Source organism: Curvibacter sp. CHRR-16 (assembly GCF_018474005.1).
Classification (GTDB): domain Bacteria; phylum Pseudomonadota; class Gammaproteobacteria; order Burkholderiales; family Burkholderiaceae_C; genus Allorhodoferax.
In genome coordinates this window covers 616,341-635,117 of the sequence record NZ_JAHCSH010000001.1, presented here as the reverse complement: position 1 = coordinate 635,117, position 18,777 = coordinate 616,341, and the positions used below count along the sequence as shown (strand labels likewise).

12 protein-coding genes and 5 tRNA genes are annotated in these 18,777 nt (G+C 56.0%); 3 read left to right on the top strand and 14 right to left on the bottom strand.

What is annotated here, in order from left to right; all coding sequences use genetic code 11:
* Window positions 1-10 precede the first annotated feature (10 nt).
* The 3 genes from KIK84_RS03010 to KIK84_RS03000 are packed head-to-tail and all read left to right on the top strand — an operon-like array spanning window position 11 to window position 2,252.
* Window positions 11-442 (top strand): type IV pilin protein, encoded by a 432-nt coding sequence (locus tag KIK84_RS03010; protein ID WP_214121474.1) that lies wholly within the window; start codon window positions 11-13, stop codon window positions 440-442.
* Between the two features lie 18 nt (window positions 443-460).
* Entirely contained in the window at window positions 461-1,597 is a 1,137-nt protein-coding gene (ribD, locus tag KIK84_RS03005; protein ID WP_214121473.1) for a bifunctional diaminohydroxyphosphoribosylaminopyrimidine deaminase/5-amino-6-(5-phosphoribosylamino)uracil reductase RibD, read from the top strand.
* A 40-nt stretch (window positions 1,598-1,637) separates the two neighbouring features.
* Window positions 1,638-2,252: a riboflavin synthase gene (locus tag KIK84_RS03000; RefSeq protein WP_214121472.1), complete on the top strand. Its 615-nt coding sequence runs from the start codon at window positions 1,638-1,640 to the stop codon at window positions 2,250-2,252.
* A 21-nt stretch (window positions 2,253-2,273) separates the two neighbouring features.
* On the opposite strand, the gene rpiA is transcribed toward KIK84_RS03000, so the two are convergent.
* The 14 genes from rpiA to KIK84_RS02930 form a co-directional block, all read right to left on the bottom strand.
* The gene (rpiA, locus tag KIK84_RS02995; protein ID WP_214121471.1) at window positions 2,274-2,969 is read right to left on the bottom strand and encodes a ribose-5-phosphate isomerase RpiA; all 696 of its coding nucleotides are present in this window, start codon (window positions 2,967-2,969) and stop codon (window positions 2,274-2,276) included.
* Window positions 2,970-3,000: 31 nt separating this feature from the next.
* Window positions 3,001-6,966, bottom strand: a complete 3,966-nt coding sequence (hrpA, locus tag KIK84_RS02990) for an ATP-dependent RNA helicase HrpA (protein WP_214121470.1) — start codon at window positions 6,964-6,966, stop codon at window positions 3,001-3,003.
* A 41-nt stretch (window positions 6,967-7,007) separates the two neighbouring features.
* Window positions 7,008-8,303, bottom strand: a complete 1,296-nt coding sequence (locus KIK84_RS02985; protein WP_214121469.1) for an HD-GYP domain-containing protein — start codon at window positions 8,301-8,303, stop codon at window positions 7,008-7,010.
* Window positions 8,304-8,354: 51 nt separating this feature from the next.
* A complete protein-coding gene (locus KIK84_RS02980) occupies window positions 8,355-8,972 on the bottom strand; it encodes a DUF6806 family protein (protein WP_214121468.1) in 618 nt (205 codons plus the stop codon).
* 12 nt (window positions 8,973-8,984) lie between these two features.
* Window positions 8,985-9,078 (bottom strand) — tRNA-Leu (locus tag KIK84_RS02975).
* A gap of 32 nt (window positions 9,079-9,110) precedes the next feature.
* Window positions 9,111-9,184 (bottom strand) — tRNA-Cys (locus tag KIK84_RS02970).
* Window positions 9,185-9,217: 33 nt separating this feature from the next.
* Window positions 9,218-9,293: transfer RNA gene (locus KIK84_RS02965), tRNA-Gly, on the bottom strand.
* Between the two features lie 26 nt (window positions 9,294-9,319).
* A tRNA-Gly gene (locus KIK84_RS02960) sits at window positions 9,320-9,395 on the bottom strand.
* A 47-nt stretch (window positions 9,396-9,442) separates the two neighbouring features.
* Window positions 9,443-11,878: an endopeptidase La gene (lon, locus tag KIK84_RS02955; RefSeq protein ID WP_214121467.1), complete on the bottom strand. Its 2,436-nt coding sequence runs from the start codon at window positions 11,876-11,878 to the stop codon at window positions 9,443-9,445.
* 135 nt (window positions 11,879-12,013) lie between these two features.
* Window positions 12,014-13,279 (bottom strand): ATP-dependent Clp protease ATP-binding subunit ClpX, encoded by a 1,266-nt coding sequence (gene clpX, locus KIK84_RS02950; protein ID WP_214121466.1) that lies wholly within the window; start codon window positions 13,277-13,279, stop codon window positions 12,014-12,016.
* Between the two features lie 36 nt (window positions 13,280-13,315).
* Window positions 13,316-13,945 carry an ATP-dependent Clp endopeptidase proteolytic subunit ClpP gene (clpP, locus tag KIK84_RS02945; protein ID WP_284150454.1) on the bottom strand — a complete coding sequence of 210 codons (630 nt, stop codon included), beginning with the start codon at window positions 13,943-13,945 and terminating at the stop codon, window positions 13,316-13,318.
* A 139-nt stretch (window positions 13,946-14,084) separates the two neighbouring features.
* Window positions 14,085-15,392 (bottom strand): trigger factor, encoded by a 1,308-nt coding sequence (tig, locus tag KIK84_RS02940; RefSeq protein ID WP_214121465.1) that lies wholly within the window; start codon window positions 15,390-15,392, stop codon window positions 14,085-14,087.
* A 108-nt stretch (window positions 15,393-15,500) separates the two neighbouring features.
* A tRNA-Leu gene (locus tag KIK84_RS02935) sits at window positions 15,501-15,587 on the bottom strand.
* Between the two features lie 42 nt (window positions 15,588-15,629).
* On the bottom strand, window positions 15,630-18,770 hold the full coding sequence (locus KIK84_RS02930) for an efflux RND transporter permease subunit (RefSeq protein WP_214121464.1): 3,141 nt from the start codon (window positions 18,768-18,770) through the stop codon (window positions 15,630-15,632).
* Between the last annotated feature and the right edge of the window lie 7 nt (window positions 18,771-18,777).

The following is an 18,777-nucleotide window of genomic DNA, read 5'->3' as shown; positions in this document are numbered from 1 at the left end:
AAGCAGCACTATGCGTAATCGCGCACAAACTAAGCACCACGGCTTTACGCTCATAGAGCTGATGATTGCCGTGGCCATCGTCGGGATTTTGGTTGCTGTGGCTATGCCTAGCTATACCGAATACACACGCCGCGCCCAGCGCGCCAATGCCCGAACCACGCTGCTGCAAACCGCCCAGTGGATGGAGCGTGCGGCTACATCCACTGGCAGCTACCCCCTCACTGCCAACGTGCCAAGCACCATCCTCACCGTAGAAGGTGGTCGATACTCAGCCGCTGTAAGCAGCACCACTGGCACCACTTGGACCATCACAGCGACCCGTGTTGTGGGCTCCAGCCAAGCCTCGGACAAATGCGGAGACTTTCGCATTGATCAAGCTGGCAACAAAACCATACTCAACGCAAGCAGCAGCGTCACTGCGGCAGAATGCTGGAGTAGATAACCCCTGCGGAGCCTTTGTTTGCCAGCCCCACCAGCGCACGACTTACTTGCCCAAGCCCAACAACTCGCCGAGCAAGCCCTCTACCTCACCAACCCCAACCCCCGCGTGGGCTGCGTCATTGCCAACGCACAGGGGCGCATCCTCGGCCAAGGCCACACCCAGCGCGTGGGCGGGCCACATGCCGAGGTCATGGCACTGCGCGATGCCGCCGAACGCGGCAACGATGTGCGCGGAGCCACGGCCTACGTCACCCTAGAGCCCTGCGCCCACCAAGGCCGCACGGGCCCCTGCTGCGTGGCGCTGGCACAGGCCGGTATAGGCAAGGTAGTGGCCAGCTTGCAAGACCCCAACCCCAAAGTGGCAGGCCAAGGCTTTGCCAGCCTGCGTGCAGCAGGGGTGGAGGTAAGCTTGCTGCCGCCAGAACATGCCCTCGCTCGTGCTGCACATGAACTGAACATTGGCTTCATGCAGCGCATGCAATACCGCAAGCCATGGGTGCGCCTCAAAATGGCCACCTCGCTGGACGGCACCACGGCCCTGCACAACGGCCAAAGCCAATGGATTACCAGCCCAGAAGCGCGCCAAGATGGCCACCACTGGCGTGCCCGCGCTTGCGCCATCCTCACCGGCATAGGCACGGTGCTGGCTGACAAGCCCCAACTCAATGTGCGCGGCATAGACACGCCACGGCAACCGCATGTGGTGGTGCTTGATAGCCAGCTACGCACCCCTGCAGACGCTCCTCTTTTCATAGCAGGCAGAGCAGTCTATATAAGCGCTACAGGCCAATCTATTGCAAAAAATTCTGCTGCAGCCAGCACGCTACAAGCACGGGGTGCGCACCTGCTAGAAGTGCCTTCGAGCCCCCATGGCCAGCACCCCGACTTGGCCGCCCTGCTCCCGCGCTTGGCCCAGCAAGAAATCAACGAACTGCACGTCGAAGCCGGGCCCACACTCAGCGCTGCATTGCTGCAAGCAGGCTTGGTCGATGAACTGCTGCTGTATGTGGCCCCCACCCTACTCGGGCCGGGGCGTCCCCTGTTTGAACTGCCTGCGCTGCAAAGCCTGAGCGCCCTGCCCGACTGGGCCCGCTGGCAGTGGCATAGCGCCACGCCCATTGGCCCCGACCTGCGCTTGCTCTTGCGCCGCGCCTAGAATTCACGCCCTACCAAACCATACCAACACCGTACACCCCATGTTCACTGGCATCATCACAGCAGTAGGCCACATCCGCCAAGTACAGGCACTGGGCGAGAGCGCCGCGCACGGCAAACGCTTGAGCATCGAAACACCCCCTGGTTACCTAGACGATGTAGCCTTGGGCGACAGCATCGCGCTCAACGGTGCCTGCATGACCGCCACCACCATCGACACGGCGAGCAACACCTTCACCATCGACATTTCGGCCGAATCGCTGGACAAAACCTGCGGTTTGGACCAACCCGGTTTGGTTAATTTGGAAAAAGCCCTGCGTACCCACGACCGCTTGGGGGGGCACATCGTCAGCGGGCATGTGGATGGTGTGGGCCGTGTCACCCACTTTGCCAACGTGGGCGAGAGCCGCGAGCTGCGCGTGCTCACACCCGCCAGCTTGGCCAAGTACTTGGCCTACAAAGGCTCCATCACCATCAACGGCGTGAGCCTGACCGTCAACCGCGTGAGCGACGTGGCTGATGGCTGCGAGGTCAGCATCAACCTGATTCCCCATACGGTGGAGAACACCGCCCTGCACACGCTGCAAGTGGGCAGCCCGGTCAATCTGGAGATTGACCTGATCGCCCGCTACGTGGAGCGCATGCTGGGCAAGTAAGCCTGAAGCGAAGGCAGACGCTCAAAACTCCATGGTTTTGACGCCCTGCGCTGTGCCCAAAAGGCACACTTGGGCGCGTTGGTGGGCGAACACGCCCACGGTCACTACACCCGGCCATTGGCTCACTGCGGTTTCAAAGGCCAGCGGATCGGAAATCTGCAGGCCTTGCACATCCAGAATATGTTGGCCGTTGTCGGTTACCAGCGGAGCGCCGTCCTTCATGCGCAGCGTAGCGGTGCCACCCAGCTTGGCAAACTGCTCGGTGATGCGGCGCGCTGCCATGGGGATGATCTCCACCGGCAGCGGGAATTGGCCCAGCGTTTGCACCAGCTTGGACTCGTCGGCAATGCACACAAAGCGGTCAGCCAGCGCAGCCACTATTTTCTCGCGCGTCAACGCCGCGCCGCCCCCCTTGACCATGTAGCCACGGTGGTCGATTTCATCGGCCCCGTCGATGTACACGCCCAGACGCGACACATCGTTGCTGTCCAGCACGGGAATGCCCAGCGCTTTCAGGCGCTCGGTACTGGCCACGGAGCTGGATACGGCACCAGCGATCTGGTCTTTCATGCTGGCCAGCGCGTCGATGAATTTGTTGACCGTAGAGCCAGTGCCCACGCCAATGACCTCGCCCGCTTGCACATAGCGCAGCGCGGCCTGGCCGACCAGGGTTTTGAGTTCGTCTTGGGTCAAGGATGCGGTTTGGGGGGTGCTCATGCTCTGTCCTCGTCAATCAAAAAAAAATCGCTCAGGCCTGTAACAGCGCCCACGCCTTGTCCAAGCGCTTGACGCTCACGGGCTGGGGGGTGCGCAGTTCTTGGGCGAAAAAGCTCACGCGCAGCTCTTCGAGCAGCCAACGGAATTCCGCCATGCGCTCATCCTGCTGGCCCTTGCGCTCGGCCACCAAGCGCCAGTAGCGCTGCTCCTGCGGGCGCAGTTCGGCGGTGCGCGCCGCATCGCGCGCGGGGTCGGTACGGTATTTGTCCAGCCGCAGGGTGATGGCCTTGAGGTAGCGTGGCAGGTGCTGCATGCGCTCCCACGGCGTGTCCAGCACAAAGCGCTTGCCCAACAAGCGCTGTAGCTGTTGGGTCGCGTCTTGCACCGCATCAGGCGCGTTGCGGGTGTCTTTGATTTTGCGCGCCGCCGTGGCGTATTCCTGCAGCACCGTGGCGCACAGGCGGGCAATCTCGTTGGCCACCAGTGTGAGCCGCGTGCGCCCCTGCTCCAGCCGTTGGGCAAATGACTGTGCATCGGTGGGCAGCGGGTCCAGCAAAAACACCCGGTCTATGGCCAGGCCAATGATCTGCTCGCGCAGCTCGTCTTGTGTACCCAGCGGCATATAAGCCACCGCCATCTTTTGCAGGTCTGGGATGTTTTTCTCCAAGTACTTGAGCGCATCTTTGATCTGCAGCGCACACAGGCGGCGCAGGCCTACACGGTGCTTGGCTGCGGCCACTTCGGGCTCGTCAAACACCTCGATGCGCACCGCCTGCCCCAAGTCAATCAGCGCTGGAAAGCCCACCAAGGTCTGCCCGCCTTTGCGAATCTCCAGCAGCTCGGGCAGTTCGCCAAAAGTCCAGGCGGTGTAGGTTTGCTCCGCCTGCGCTGCCGGTGCACTAGAGCTGCCCGTGGCAGCGCCTTTGCCCCCGCCTGCAGTGGATGCGTTTTTTGCAGCAGCGTTCGCACCAGCAATTGCTATGCTTTTAATAGCAGCACCAGCTTGATCCACGGGCTGTACAGCCGTTTTTTCATCTGCAACCACAGTGCCCAACTTGAGCCCAGCCAAGGCTTGGAACGCGCCCCGCGCTTGCTGGCCCCATTGCCCTTTGAGCGCAGCCAAGCTGCGACCCTGCCCTAACTGGCGGCCATGCTCGTCCACCACACGGAAGTTCATCAGCAAATGCGGGCTGAGCATGTCGGGCTTGATGTCGGCGCGCGCCACGTCCAGCCCTGTGGCATCGCGCACCAGCTTGTGCACCGCATCGAGCAAGCTCCCATGGCCAAAACGCTCCTCGGGCAACAGGGCCTGCGCAAAGCGCTCTGCTGTCTCAGGCAGCGGCACAAGGCGCGAACGGGGGCGCTGGTGCAGGGTCTTGAGCAGCGCTTGAATTTTTTCCTTCAGCATGCCGGGCACCAGCCACTCGCAGCGCTCCTCGTTCACTTGGTTGAGCACAAACAGCGGCACCGTCACGGTCACGCCATCGCGCGCATCACCCGGCTCGTGCAGGTAGCTGGCTGCGCAGTCCACCCCACCCAAGCGCACGGTGTGCGGAAAAGCCCGTGTAGTGATGCCTGCCGCCTCGTGGCGCATCAGCTCCTCGCGCGATAGGTAGAGCAGCTTGCCTGCTTTGTCGCCCATCTCACGTTGCAGTCTGCGCTGCTCATCGCGGTACCAGCTCTCCAGCGTGTGGCGGCTGCACACCTCGGCGGGCAGTTGCTGGTCGTAGAAGGCATAAATCAGCGCATCGTCCACCAGCACGTCTTGGCGACGGGATTTGTGCTCCAGCTCCTCCACTTGGCGGATGAGTTTTTGGTTGGCCGCCAAGAACGGCAGATTGCTCTCCAACTCGCCCCCCACCAGCGCCTCGCGGATGAAGATTTCACGCGCTTGTACCGGGTCAAAGCGGCTAAAGCTCACGCGCCGCCCGTTGTAGACCACCAGTCCGTACAGCGTGGCGCGCTCCATGGCCACCACCTCGCCGGCTTTTTTCTCCCAGTGCGGGTCGAGCTGCTGCTTTTTGAGCAAATGGCCACCCACCTGCTCTATCCACTGCGGCTCTATATTGGCCAGCCCGCGCCCGAACAAGCGCGTGGTCTCCACCAACTCAGCCGCCACCAGCCAGCGACCGGGCTTTTTGCGCAAATGCGCGCCGGGGTGCGGGAAGAACTTGATGCCGCGTGCCCCCAGATAGTCGCCACCGGCGGCCTTGTCGCCATCGGCCTCGATGCGGCAGCCCACGTTGCCCAACAAACCGCACAGCATGGACAGGTGCAACTGCTCGTAGGTAGCGGGCAAGGTGTTCAGCCGCCACTGGTGCTCAGCCACCACGGTGTGCAACTGGGTGTGGATGTCGCGCCACTCGCGCAAGCGGCGCACGCTGATGAAGTTCTGCCGCAGCAGCGCCTCGTACTGGCGATTGCTGAGCTTGTGCGTGCCTTCACCCCCGCGCGACTCGTTGACCCAGTTCCACAGGCGCAGGTAGCCCATGAACTCACTTTTTTCATCATCAAACTTAGCATGCGCTTGGTCGGCTTGGGCTTGCGCCTCCATGGGGCGGTCGCGCACGTCTTGCACACTCAAGGCCGAGGCAATCACCAGCGCCTCGGTCAGGGCATGGCGTTCACGCGCTTCAATCAGCATGCGGCCCACACGCGGATCCAGCGGCAGGCGGGACAGTTCCGCACCTAGCTGGGTCAGCTCATTGGCATCGTCCACAGCACCCAGCTCTTGCAGTAGCTGGTAGCCGTCGGCAATGGCGCGCCCCGATGGCGCGTCGATGAACGGGAACTGCGCCACATCGCCCAAGTGCAGCGACTTCATGCGCAATATCACCCCTGCCAACGAGGAGCGCAGGATCTCGGGGTCGGTAAAGCGCGTGCGTCCGGCAAAGTCCTGCTCGTCGTACAGGCGGATGCAAATGCCCTCGGCCACCCGACCGCAGCGGCCCGAGCGCTGGTTGGCTGCCGCCTGGCTGACGGGCTCGACCAGCAGTTGCTCCACCTTGCTGCGAAAGCTGTAGCGCTTGACCCGTGCCGTGCCCGCATCGACCACGTAGCGGATGCCAGGCACGGTCAGCGAAGTTTCGGCCACGTTGGTCGCCAACACGATGCGGCGGCTGTTGTGGGCGTCAAAAATGCGGTCTTGCTCGGCCTGACTCAGGCGGGCAAACAGCGGCAGCACCTCGGCGCTGCGCAGCACCGGGCTGTGCGAGAGGTGGGCACGCAGATGGTCTGCTGCTTCACGTATTTCGCGCTCGCCCGGCAGGAATACCAGTATGTCGCCTTGGTGGCTGGGGTCACGCCAGAGCTCGTCCACGGCATCGGCGATAGCGCTGTTGAGGTCGTACTCACGGCTCTCTTCAAACGGGCGATAGCGCACCTCCACGGGATAAGTGCGACCCGACACCTGGATCACCGGCGCTGGCCCCTTGCTGGAGGCGAAATGCTGGGCAAAGCGGTCGGCGTCGATGGTGGCCGATGTGACGATGACCTTCAGGTCAGGCCTGCGCGGCAGCAGTTGGCGCAGGTAACCCAGCAGGAAGTCGATGTTCAGGCTGCGCTCGTGCGCCTCGTCGATGATGATGGTGTCATAGGCCTTGAGCAGCGGATCGGTCTGCGTCTCGGCCAGCAAAATACCGTCGGTCATCAACTTGACGGCAGTGTTCTTGCCCAGCTTGTCGTGAAAGCGTACCTTGTAACCCACCACCTCGCCCAGCGGGGTTTTCAGCTCTTCGGCCAAGCGCTTGGCCACGCTGCTGGCGGCGATGCGGCGCGGTTGCGTGTGACCTATGCGCTGCTGGCGCCCACGCCCCAATGCCAAGGCGATCTTGGGCAATTGGGTGGTTTTTCCGGAGCCCGTCTCGCCGCACACAATGATGACTTGGTGGGCTTGCAATGCTGCCTCTATCTCGCCACGACGGGCCGAGACAGGCAGGTTGTCAGGAAACTCGATGTGAAAAGACGGTGCGAGAGAAGGTGCTGAAGAAGAGGCCATGGAGGCGCGATTATCCAATGGCGATGGCCTTTGCAACGCGCTCACACCACATGGGGCGCAGCATCCCCTGCCCACATGGCGTGCAGATCTGGAAACTTCCACGTACTAGGATTTTCGCGAAATGCAATTTTGTCTTGGGCATCGGGATTGGCCAGATCGACTAATGCTGCTGGCACCCGCATATCGCTCTTGGTCGAAAAGAACTTTTTCACCTTGGGTGCGGTCAAGTTGTCTGGGTTTTGTTCCACTACGACTGCAATAGCACCCGACTGCAAACGCACCAAAGAGCCCACAGGATAAATGCCTAAACTCTTCACAAAGGCTTGGAATACCCGCTGATCGAAATGGCCTTTGGCCCAGCTCGCCATTTGTTTGAGCGATTCAGCAGGATCCCAGCCTTGTTTATAGGGGCGGTTGGACGTGATGGCGTCATACACATCACACACCGCCCCCATCTTGGCAAACAGGCTAATGCGCGAGTCATCCAAGCCCTTGGGGTAGCCTTTTCCATCTACTCGCTCGTGGTGGTGCAAACAAACGTCCAACACCACCGATTCCGTACACCCTGCAGAGTGCAAAATGTCATAGCCTTCTTGGGGATGCTTTTTGACCTCGTCGAACTCCGCAGGCGTCAATTTTCCGGGTTTATTCAGAATATCCAATGGAATATGGGCTTTGCCCAAGTCGTGCATCAACCCAGCCATACCAGCTTGGCGTGTTTGCTCGGGGTCTAGCCCAAGCTGCCTAGACAGAGCCACCATCAAAGCACACACGGCTACCGAGTGCATGTAGGTGTAGTCGTCGGCATTTTTGAGTCGAGCCAAGCTAATCAAGGCTTGGCTGTTGCGTGTGACCGAATCGGTAATGTCTTGCACCAACTGGCGCGCAACAGTGGCATCGACCGCCTTGCCCATGCGCGCTTCATGGAACATGCTCTCTACCGCCTGCTTGGACTGGCGGCAAATTTCTGCCGCCTGCAACAACTCTTGCTGCATGCTGCTGGGTTCTATGCGCTGAGCATCCTCCCCATGGGCCACTGTGTGCACTGCAGGCGCAGGGAACGACCATTCAGAAGCCAGCACATCCGCAGCGCCTTGCTCAGTTTGCACCGCTGCCGTAGCTGGTAGCGATGATTCCGGCAACGCCTGCTCTACATCAAGACCCTTGCTGGTATCGATCCAAACTTCCGTGATACGGCTATCCACGATAGCCTGCAAATCTTTGGATGCGTTGAGCACAAAGGCTGAACGCCAAAAAGGGTGATCCATCCATGAGCCGCAAAACTCCTGGATATACATTCCCAAACGTAGCTGATTCGTGGTGATTTTTTTACGCATGGATAGTGTGAGCTTCTCCGTGCAACCGCTACTCGGCTGCGGTATTGCTGCTCAGTGTAAACGGCGTTGCTTGCGCCCACCACCATGACCATTTTGACCACGTGGCGGCACATCCATGCGCAAAGAACTCACCAAATCATCCAATCGCTGGGTGAACAGCTTGTCAATTTCACCCACCACTCCATCGAGTTCCGCGCTTTCGAAATGGCGCTCCATCAGTTGCACCACATCTTGCACCAGCATATCGCGCTGCACTTGCATGATGGCTGCAGGGTCTGGCCCCACAAATAGCATCACAAAGTCATCACGTGACTGGGCGTTGGAATCGGTTTCCTGCGCGTCCTCGAACTCGGTGTCGTAAAACGTCACCTCAAGCGCAGCACCTGAACGCGAAGCTTCGTTGAGGTTCATGCACACATCTTCCATCACTTGATGAAAATCTTCATTGCCCAACACCGTCCAGCAAATTTGCAACGTGTGCTCATGCTGGTTGAACTGCAAACCCGGCTCTTCCTCGTAGTGGCTAATTGCCCCATCTTTCAGGGAACGCGCACCCGCGTAACGCCACAAGGGTTTGAGAATTTCATCCAATTCCTGTGATGTGACATCAGCCCGCAACGGAACTTGCCCATGCACATGGATTTCAAAAGAAGGTTGGTATATGGACATGGTAGATGCGGTTGGTGCCTGAGACCGGAATCGAACCGGTACGCCCGTTATTCACGAAAGCGGCGGATTTTAAGTCCGATGTGTCTACCAATTTCACCACTCAGGCCAAGAGTGTTTGAGTGTTGCTAACAAGCAATCTGGAGGCGCGGTCCGGAGTCGAACCGGACTAACCGGATTTGCAATCCGGGGCATAACCGCTTTGCTACCGCGCCCTAGGAGCATGACTAAATGCTGCCCCTTGTATTTGGAGCGGGAAACGAGGCTCGAACTCGCGACCTCAACCTTGGCAAGGTTGCGCTCTACCAACTGAGCTATTCCCGCATTATTTGGTTGAACACAAGCAATCATGGAGCGGGAAACGAGGCTCGAACTCGCGACCTCAACCTTGGCAAGGTTGCGCTCTACCAACTGAGCTATTCCCGCATGAAGCCTTGCATCGAAAAACGTCTTTTAAAAGACAATTCTCCCAATCAGTGCTTAACCGAAGCCTCAGATTCTATATCAGTTTTCAACCCCTCCGAGGTTGAAACAGCGATATTTTCATCGTCTGGCAGTGATTGCGGCTGACGCTCCAAGGCAATTTCGAGCACACGGTCAAACCAGCGCACAGGAATAATTTCCAAGCCGTTTTTCACGTTGGCTGGGATATCTTGCAAATCCTTGGCATTCTCTTCCGGGATCAACACCGTTTTGATGCCACCACGCAAGGCCGCCAACAGTTTTTCCTTCAAACCACCAATCTCGGTGATTTCACCACGCAAAGTGATTTCACCTGTCATCGCTACATCCGCACGCACAGGAATACCTGTCAGCGCTGAGACAAAAGCAGTGGCCATCGCAGCACCCGCACTGGGCCCGTCTTTGGGGGTTGCCCCGTCTGGCACGTGGATATGAATGTCTTTTTTCTCAAAAACCTCATCCTTGATACCCAAACGACGTGAGCGGCTACGCACCACGGTGCGTGCAGCTTCGACTGACTCTTTCATCACATCGCCCAAGGAGCCCGTGCGAGTGATCACACCTTTACCCGGAGTCAATGCGGCCTCAATGGTCAGCAAATCGCCACCCACCTCGGTCCAAGCCAAACCAACCACTTGACCAATTTGGTTTTGCGCTTCTGCACGACCATAGGTGTATTTGCGCACACCCAAAAAGTCAGCCAAATTGGCGGCCGTTACAACCACTTGGGCTTGCATGGCTTTGAGCAGCAAGCCTTTGACCACTTTGCGGCAAATCTTGGACAACTCGCGCTCGAGCGAACGCACACCAGCTTCGCGGGTGTAGTAACGCACGATGTCACGTATCGCTTCTTCTTCGACTTGCAACTCAGCGGGTTTGACGCCATTGTTCGTCATCTGCTTTGGCAGCAAATAACGGATTGCAATATTGACCTTCTCGTCTTCGGTGTAGCCCGACAAACGGATGACCTCCATGCGATCAAGCAATGCGGGCGGAATATTCATGGAATTGCTAGTGGCCACAAACATCACATCGCTCAAGTCATAGTCCACTTCTACGTAGTGATCGGCAAACTTGTTGTTTTGCTCTGGGTCTAGCACTTCCAACAGGGCACTGCTAGGGTCACCACGGAAATCCGCGCCCAGCTTGTCGATTTCGTCGAGCAAGAACAGAGGGTTGCGCGTCCCCACTTTGGACAAGCTTTGCAGCACTTTGCCAGGCATTGCGCCAATATATGTACGGCGATGGCCACGAATTTCAGCCTCATCGCGCATACCACCCAACGCCATGCGCACGTATTTACGCCCCGTGGCTTTGGCAATGGATTGGCCCAAGGACGTTTTACCCACCCCAGGTGGACCTACCAAGCAAAGAATTGGAGCCTTGACCTTGTCCACGCGCTGTTGCACTGCGAGGTATTCCAAAATGCGGTCTTTGACTTTGTCCAGACCATAGTGGTCTTGGTTAAGCACATTTTCAGCATTGGCCAAATCGTGTTTGATCTTGGTTTTGCTCGCCCAAGGCAAACTTGTCAACACCTCAATGTAGTTGCGCACCACGGTGGCTTCAGCCGACATAGGGGACATGAGTTTGAGCTTTTTGAGCTCTGCTTCCGCCTTTTTAAGCGCATCTTTAGGCATGCGTGCCGACTTGATCTTTTTCTCGATCTCCTCAATATCGGCGCCCTCTTCGCCTTCGCCTAACTCTTTTTGAATGGCTTTGACTTGCTCGTTCAGGTAGAAGTCGCGTTGGTTTTTCTCCATTTGGCGTTTCACGCGACCACGAATGCGTTTGTCCACATTCAAAATCTCGACTTCACGCTGCAAATGGTCGAACAAGTTTTCCAAGCGCTCACGGATACCCGCACAACTGAGTACCGCCTGCTTGTGATCCAGCTTGAGAGGTAAATGGGCTGCAATGGTGTCCGCCAAACGACCTGCATCATCAATGCTATTGATAGATGTGAGGATTTCTGGAGGAATTTTTTTGTTCAGCTTGACGTACTGGTCAAACTGCTGCATCACCGCACGGCGCAAGGCCTCTTCCTCGCTGGCCACTACAGGGTCTTGTGCAGGCTCATCGGCTACCAGCGGCAGGATTTGGGCTGTGAAATGCTGCTCACCCTCTTCGATAGACTGAACACTGGCACGTTGTAAACCTTCAACCAACACTTTGACAGTGCCATCAGGCAATTTCAGCATTTGCAAAATGGTGGCGACACAGCCCATGTCGAACATGTCCGTCACCAGAGGGTCATCTTTGGCGGCTGCTTTTTGCGCCACCAACATGATTTTGCGGTCTGCCTCCATCGAGGCTTCCAGTGCTTTGATGCTCTTGGGTCGACCAACAAACAGAGGAATCACCATGTGGGGGAACACCACCACATCGCGCAAAGGCAGCAAAGGCAAGTTGGTGGGAATATGGGGTAATGATGGTGTGCCAGACATGAAAAACCTTTTCTACCTCGTAACGAGGCCGATCAGAAAACTTGCTATGTACCTATTATCGGGAAGCAGGCACAGAACTGAATTCACAGAAGAACGGCCAAAAGGTACTTAAAAGAACTTTTGGCCGCTTCAGTCTTAGGCAGATTTTGCCGATTCACGATACACCAGCAGGGGTGGCTTGTTTTCCTCAATCGTGGACTCTTCAACCACCACCTTGGCTACGTCACTCAAAGACGGTAACTCGTACATGGTGTCAATTAGCGCGTGTTCAAGGATAGAGCGCAAGCCCCGCGCGCCAGTTTTACGCGCCAATGCACGTTTTGCAATCGCTTTCAAAGCGGCAGGACGCAGCTCCAACTCCACTCCCTCCATGCCCAACAACTTGCCAAACTGTTTGACCAAGGCATTTTTGGGTTCGGTGAGAATTTCTATAAGAGCGTCCTCTGTCAATTCAGCCAACGTTGCCACCACTGGCAAGCGCCCCACCAACTCAGGGATCAAACCAAATTTGATCAAGTCTTCTGGCTCGACATCTTGGAACACCTCTGTCAGTGCGCGCTCTTTCTTGCTCTTGACCGCAGCGCCAAAACCAATACCTGAAGACTCCGTGCGACTTTCGATGACCTTTTCCAAACCAGCGAAAGCACCACCGCAAATAAACAGAATGTTGGTCGTGTCTACCTGTAGAAAATCTTGGTTAGGATGCTTACGCCCGCCCTGCGGAGGCACACTGGCCATGGTGCCTTCAATCAGCTTGAGCAAAGCTTGCTGCACGCCTTCGCCCGACACATCGCGCGTGATGGAGGGGTTGGCGGACTTGCGGGAAATCTTGTCAATTTCATCGATATAGACTATTCCACGCTGGGCTTTTTGCACATCGTAGTCGCAGCTTTGCAGTAGCTTGAGAATGATGTTCTCCACATCCTCGCCAACGTAACCTGCCTCAGTCAATGTGGTGGCATCAGCCATCACAAAGGGGACATTGAGTTTGCGCGCCAGCGTTTGTGCCAGCAAAGTCTTGCCAGAACCCGTGGGGCCAATCAGCAAGATATTGCTTTTGGCAAGCTCCACATCGTCTTTCTTGGCATGCTCTTGGTGTTGCAAGCGCTTGTAGTGGTTGTAAACAGCCACTGCTAAAGTTCGCTTGGCAACATCTTGACCAATGACGTAACTATCCAAATTGGTCTTGATGTCGGCAGGAGTCGGCAAATCGGACTTGCCTTCTGCGGCCACGGTACTGGCAGGCAACTCATCGCGGATGATTTCGTTGCACAAATCGATGCACTCATCGCACACAAAAACCGATGGCCCCGCAATGAGTTTTTTTACCTCATGTTGGCTCTTACCACAGAAAGAGCAATACAAGGTTTTCTCACCGGAGGGGGTCTTCTTATCCGCCATGCGTTAACGCCTTTACAAACTGGTTAAGGGTACTTCTCAAGGACGCTTGCTGATCACCTGATCAACCAAACCATAGTCCTTGGCTTCATCAGCCGTCAAGAAGTAGTCGCGCTCAGTATCACGCTCAATTTTGTCCAATGGTTGGCCTGTGTTGTCGGCCAAGATTTTGTTCAGTTGCTCGCGTGTTTTGAGAATTTCGCGCGCATGAATTTCAATTTCAGTGGCCTGGCCTTGTGCTCCACCCAAAGGCTGATGAATCATGACTTTGGAATTGGGCAAAGAAAAACGCTTGCCCTTAGCTCCTGCTGACAACAGAAAAGCCCCCATGCTGGCCGCCATGCCGGTGCACAGCGTAGACACATCAGGCTTGATGAAGTTCATGGTGTCGTAGATGGCCATGCCTGCAGACACAGAACCACCAGGAGAGTTGATGTAGAGCGAAATATCTTTGTCGGGGTTTTCGCTTTCCAAGAACAGCAGTTGGGCCACCACCAAGTTGGCCGACTGATCATTCACAGGACCGACCAAGAAAATGACACGCTCTTTGAGCAAGCGCGAGTAAATGTCATAGGAGCGCTCACCGCGACCCGACTGCTCGATCACCATGGGGATCATGCCCAAAGCTTGGGTATCCAGTGCTCCTGCCATTGCGTTTTTCCAATTCATATGCGCTCCAATTAATGTGCGTTACTGTACCCAAAAAGGATACTGCTAATGGAAATGGGGTTTGGCGGCGGAACTGCAAGTCCTGCTGCAAACCCCATTGGTATTTTTTCTGCTGAAACTCCCTCGCGGGAGGTAAGCATCAGTTACCCATCAGCTCATCAAAAGCAACGGCTTTATCTGTCACCTTGGCTTTAGCCAAGATAAACTCAGTCACATTGTTTTCAATCACGATGGCTTCTACTTCGGCCATGCGGCGGTTGTCGCTGAAATACCAACGGACAACATCTTCAGGCTTTTCATAGCTAGAAGCCAACTCTTCAACGTGGGCTTTGAGTTGCTCGGGTTGGGCTTCCAATTTGTTGGTTTTGACCAACTCAGCCACCACCAAGCCCAAACGCACGCGACGCTCAGCCTGCTCACGGAAAATGTCGGCGGGGATAGGTGCCTTGTCCGCATCCTTGATACCACGCTGCTTCAGATCAGCACGAGCGGATTCAATCATGCGGTTGATCTCAGCCTCCACGACTGACTTGGGCAAATCCAACTCGGCCTTGGTCAGCAAAGCATCCATAGCAGCTTGCTTGTTGCGAGCCAACAAACGGAACTTCACTTCGCGCTCCAAGTTCTTGCGAATGTCTGCGCGCAGAGCTTGGACAGTGCCTTCAGCAATACCCAAAGACTTCACCAGTGCTTCATCAATAGCTGGCAGATTGGCTGCTTCCAGCTTCTTGAGGGTAACCAAGAAGTCTGCTGTTTTGCCAGCCACATCTTTGCCATGGTAGTCAGCGGGGAAAGACAAGGGGAAAGTCTTGCTCTCTCCCACCTTCATGCCACGGGTTGCGTCTTCAAACTCCTTGAGCATTTGACCGTCACCCAAGATGAATTGGAAAGCTTCGGCTTTGCCACCAGCGAAAGGCTCGCCATCAATCTTGCCTTCAAAGTCCACCGTCACGCGATCGGTGTCTTGTGCAGCTTCCGCAGCGGGACGTTGGGCGAAGGTGCGGCGTTGCTTGCGCAGAATCTCCAAGGTCTTGTCGATAGCACCGTCGGTCACTTCGGAAGAGACTTTCTCGACTTCTGCAGCGGCCAGATCACCGATTTGCACTTCTGGATACACCTCGAAAACGGCATCAAAAGCCACTTGACCTTCGGGAGCGCCATCGGCTTCCGTGATCTTGGGCTGACCAGCTACACGCAGTTCGGCTTCGTTGGCCGCTTGAAAGAATGCTTGACCGACCTTGTCATTCATCACTTCGTAGTGGACAGAGTAGCCGTAGCGTTGAGCCACCACATTCATGGGCACCTTGCCAGGACGGAAACCGTCCATCTTGACGGTTCTGGCCAACTTACGCAGACGGCTGTCCACTTCAGTCTGAATATCACCTACGGGCAAGGTCAAGGTGATCTTGCGTTCCAGTTTTTCCAATTTTTCAACCGTTACGGCCATGCTTAACTCCTGTGTACATATGGCATTGCAGCCCCGAAGGGCTGCAATACGTGTTCGCTATCTGAGGGTAGAACAGCGGCAAGAACTTGCATCGCTGCAACAGATGTCTGGTGCGCGGGGGGGGACTCGAACCCCCACACCATTGCTGGCGTCAGGACCTAAACCTGGTGCGTCTACCAATTTCGCCACCCGCGCAAGGTCTGCCATTCTAACCTTATCTTAGGCCTCTCTTTGCGATCACTGGGCTGCAGGTTTAACCCGGAACCATGCAGCGTACATAGCAGGCAAAGCCAACAATGTGAGCAAGGTTGCGACAATCAAACCGCCCATGATGGCCACAGCCATAGGTCCCCAGAACTCAGAGCGAGTCAACGGAATCATGGACAGCACAGCAGCAGCAGCAGTCAACACAATCGGGCGCAGTCGGCTTACTGTCGCATCCACAATCGCGTTCCATGCAGCCTTTCCAACAGCGCGCTCTTGCTCGATTTGATCGATCAAAATCACCGAGTTACGCTGAATCATGCCCATCAAGGCCAAGGCCCCCAACATAGCCACGAATCCAAACGGGCGGTTAAAGATCAACAAAGCTCCCGCAACACCTGCCAAGCCCAAAGGTCCAGTCAGGTACACCAGCACAGAGCGGCTGAAGCTTTGCAATTGCAGCATGAGCAGTGTGAAGATCACGAACAAGGCAATGGGCAGCCCTTCGACGATAGAGACTTGGCCTTTGCTGCTTTCAGCCACAGCACCGGCCACTATGACGTGGTATTGCACGCCATACTTTTCACGCCAACGGGCTTCTATTTCCTTCACCTTGGGCAGCAACTGCTCAGACAAAGTAGCTGGTTGCACACCATCTTCCACGTCCGATTGCACGGTGATCGCGTAGGCACGACCTTCACGCCACATCACACCAGGCTCCCAAGAAAACTCTGGCTTAGCAATTTGTGTCAGCGGTATGGCACGTCCCGATGTAGTTGGCAAATACACGTTGGCCAAGTCACTGATGGTGTCGCGCTCGTTTTGCGGCTGGCGCAGCACGATACTGATGAGCTTATCGCCTTCACGGAATTGCCCCACAGTGGCACCCTTGAGCAAAGTATCCGCTGCTTGCGCAATGCTCTGACTCGTGACACCCAATACACGCGCCTTGTCTTGGTCAATATTCAAATGGATGGTCTTGATGGACTCATTCCAGTTGTCATTCACCAGTCGTGCGTGGGGATTGGCATTCATTGCGGCTTTCACCTCGTCAGCCCATGCACGCAACACTTTTGGATCATCACCAACCAAACGGAACTGCACTGGATATGGCACTGGAGGGCCGTTGGGCAAGAGCTTGACGCGACCACGGATTTCCGGGAACTCTTTGGCCAAAATTGCCGGCAACTTGACTCGCAATGCTTCACGAGCGTGCAAATCCTTGGACAGCACAATCAACTGGGATACGTTGGATTGTTGGAACACTTGATCCAAGGGCAAATAGATACGAGGTATACCCGAACCAATCCAAGTGGTCACGTTTTCTACACCCGTTTCAACCATCAAGCGTTTTTCCAAGCGATGGGTCACTTCTTCGTTGGCTTCAATGGAGGTGCCCTCAGGGAACCACGCATCCACCAAAATCTCCAGGCGCGACGAATCAGGGAAAAACTGCTGCTGCACCTTGCTCATGCCAAAGATACCCAGCGCAAACACCGCCACCGTGATACCAATCGTAGTCCAGCGATAGCGCACGCAAGCATTCACCAACTTGCGGAAACCATCATAGAAAGGACCATCAAACACCTCGCCGTGACCACCAGCATGGGGTTTCACTTTGAGCAACGCGTGACCCAAGTAAGGCACAAAATAGACGGACACAATCCAGCTCAATACCAAGGCTAAAGCCGTCACACCGAAGATGGCGAAGGTGTACTCGCCCACCGTGGACTTGGCAGTACCGATGGGCAAGAAACCTGCGGCCGTGATCAGCGTACCCGTCAGCATAGGCATGGCGGTTACTTCATACGCATAGGTAGCAGCACGGAAGCGGTCATAGCCCTCCTCCATTTTGCGCACCATCATTTCCACCGCAATGATGGCATCGTCCACCAGCAAACCCAGGGCAATGATCAAGGAGCCCAAGGAAATTTTGTGCAAACCAATGCCCCAGTAGCGCATGCCTAAGAAGGTCAGAGCCAAGACCAACGGAATAGTAATGGCAACTACCAAACCTGGACGAATGTCTACGTAATAGCGCTTCCACCAGGCTTGCTTACCTTCACGCTTGTGCAAGCCCAAGCTCACAAAGCTCACTGCCAACACAATCACCACCGCTTCCATCAAGGAGCGAACAAACTCATTGACCGAAGTAGCCACGGCCTTGGGCTGGTCTTGCACCTGCACCAAAGTCAAACCAGCTGGCAACTCCTTGCTGATGTGCTCGGAAGCTTGCTTCAATGCTTTGCCCAGTTGGATGATGTCTCCGCCCTTGCTCATGGAAATGCCCAAGGCCACCACCTGCTCACCTTGGTAATGCACCGCTACGCTCTTAGGATCCACGTAGCTGCGTTTCACATCCGCAATATCACCCAAACGCAACTGCTTGCCCGAAGAACCGCGGATAGGCATGTTCTTGATGTCATCCAAAGTGCGCAGTTGACCGGCCACACGAATAGGAATGGCATCCAACTTGGTATGCATTTCACCCGCGTATTCGATAGCGTTTTGCTGGCTCAGTTGATCTAGCACTTGAGCCGATGTCAGGCCTAGCTGAGCCAAGCGTTTTTGTGATATTTCCAAGAAAATTTGTTCTTCTTGGTCACCATAAATATCCACCTTGGCCACATCAGGCACTTGCAACAAGCGCTGGCGCACGGTATCGGCGTAGTCTTTCATCTCTGCCAACGAAAAACCGTCTGAGCGCAACGCATAGAGAACGCCATAGACATCGCCAAAGTCATCGTTAAAGAACGGACCTTGCACCCCACTGGGCAGCGTTTGCTTGATATCACCAATTTTTTTGCGCACGGTGTAGAACAAGCCCTGAACATCAGCCTCCTTGGTGGAGTCCTTCAGTTCAAAGGTGATCAATGTCTCACCGGGTTTGGAAAAACTGCGCAAATTGCCAGCCTTGGGCACTTCTTGCAAAGTGCGCTCCAACTTGGCTGTGACTTGGTCGGCCATTTGCTGAGCCGAAGCACCAGGCCAGTATGCGCGTACCGTCATCACCCGGAAGGTAAATGGAGGATCTTCGTCTTGCCCTAATTGGAAGTAAGCCGCAATGCCCAAGACCATCAACACGATCATCAAATAACGCGTCAAGGCCGAGTGCTCCAAGGCCCAACGCGATATGTTGAAGCCTTTTTTCTCGGTATTTTTTTCAGTATTCATCAATCAC

Bases quoted from the DNA above. Each gene is read 5' to 3' on its own strand.
- KIK84_RS03010 (WP_214121474.1), top strand. From the start codon at position 11: ATGCGTAATCGCGCACAAACTAAGCACCACGGCTTTACGCTCATAGAG.
- KIK84_RS03000 (WP_214121472.1), top strand. From the start codon at position 1,638: ATGTTCACTGGCATCATCACAGCAGTAGGCCACATCCGCCAAGTACAG.
- rpiA (WP_214121471.1), bottom strand. From the start codon at position 2,969: ATGAGCACCCCCCAAACCGCATCCTTGACCCAAGACGAACTCAAAACC.
- hrpA (WP_214121470.1), bottom strand. From the start codon at position 6,966: ATGGCCTCTTCTTCAGCACCTTCTCTCGCACCGTCTTTTCACATCGAG.
- KIK84_RS02985 (WP_214121469.1), bottom strand. From the start codon at position 8,303: ATGCGTAAAAAAATCACCACGAATCAGCTACGTTTGGGAATGTATATC.
- KIK84_RS02980 (WP_214121468.1), bottom strand. From the start codon at position 8,972: ATGTCCATATACCAACCTTCTTTTGAAATCCATGTGCATGGGCAAGTT.
- lon (WP_214121467.1), bottom strand. From the start codon at position 11,878: ATGTCTGGCACACCATCATTACCCCATATTCCCACCAACTTGCCTTTG.
- clpX (WP_214121466.1), bottom strand. From the start codon at position 13,279: ATGGCGGATAAGAAGACCCCCTCCGGTGAGAAAACCTTGTATTGCTCT.
- clpP (WP_284150454.1), bottom strand. From the start codon at position 13,945: ATGAATTGGAAAAACGCAATGGCAGGAGCACTGGATACCCAAGCTTTG.
- tig (WP_214121465.1), bottom strand. From the start codon at position 15,392: ATGGCCGTAACGGTTGAAAAATTGGAAAAACTGGAACGCAAGATCACC.
- KIK84_RS02930 (WP_214121464.1), bottom strand. From the start codon at position 18,770: ATGAATACTGAAAAAAATACCGAGAAAAAAGGCTTCAACATATCGCGT.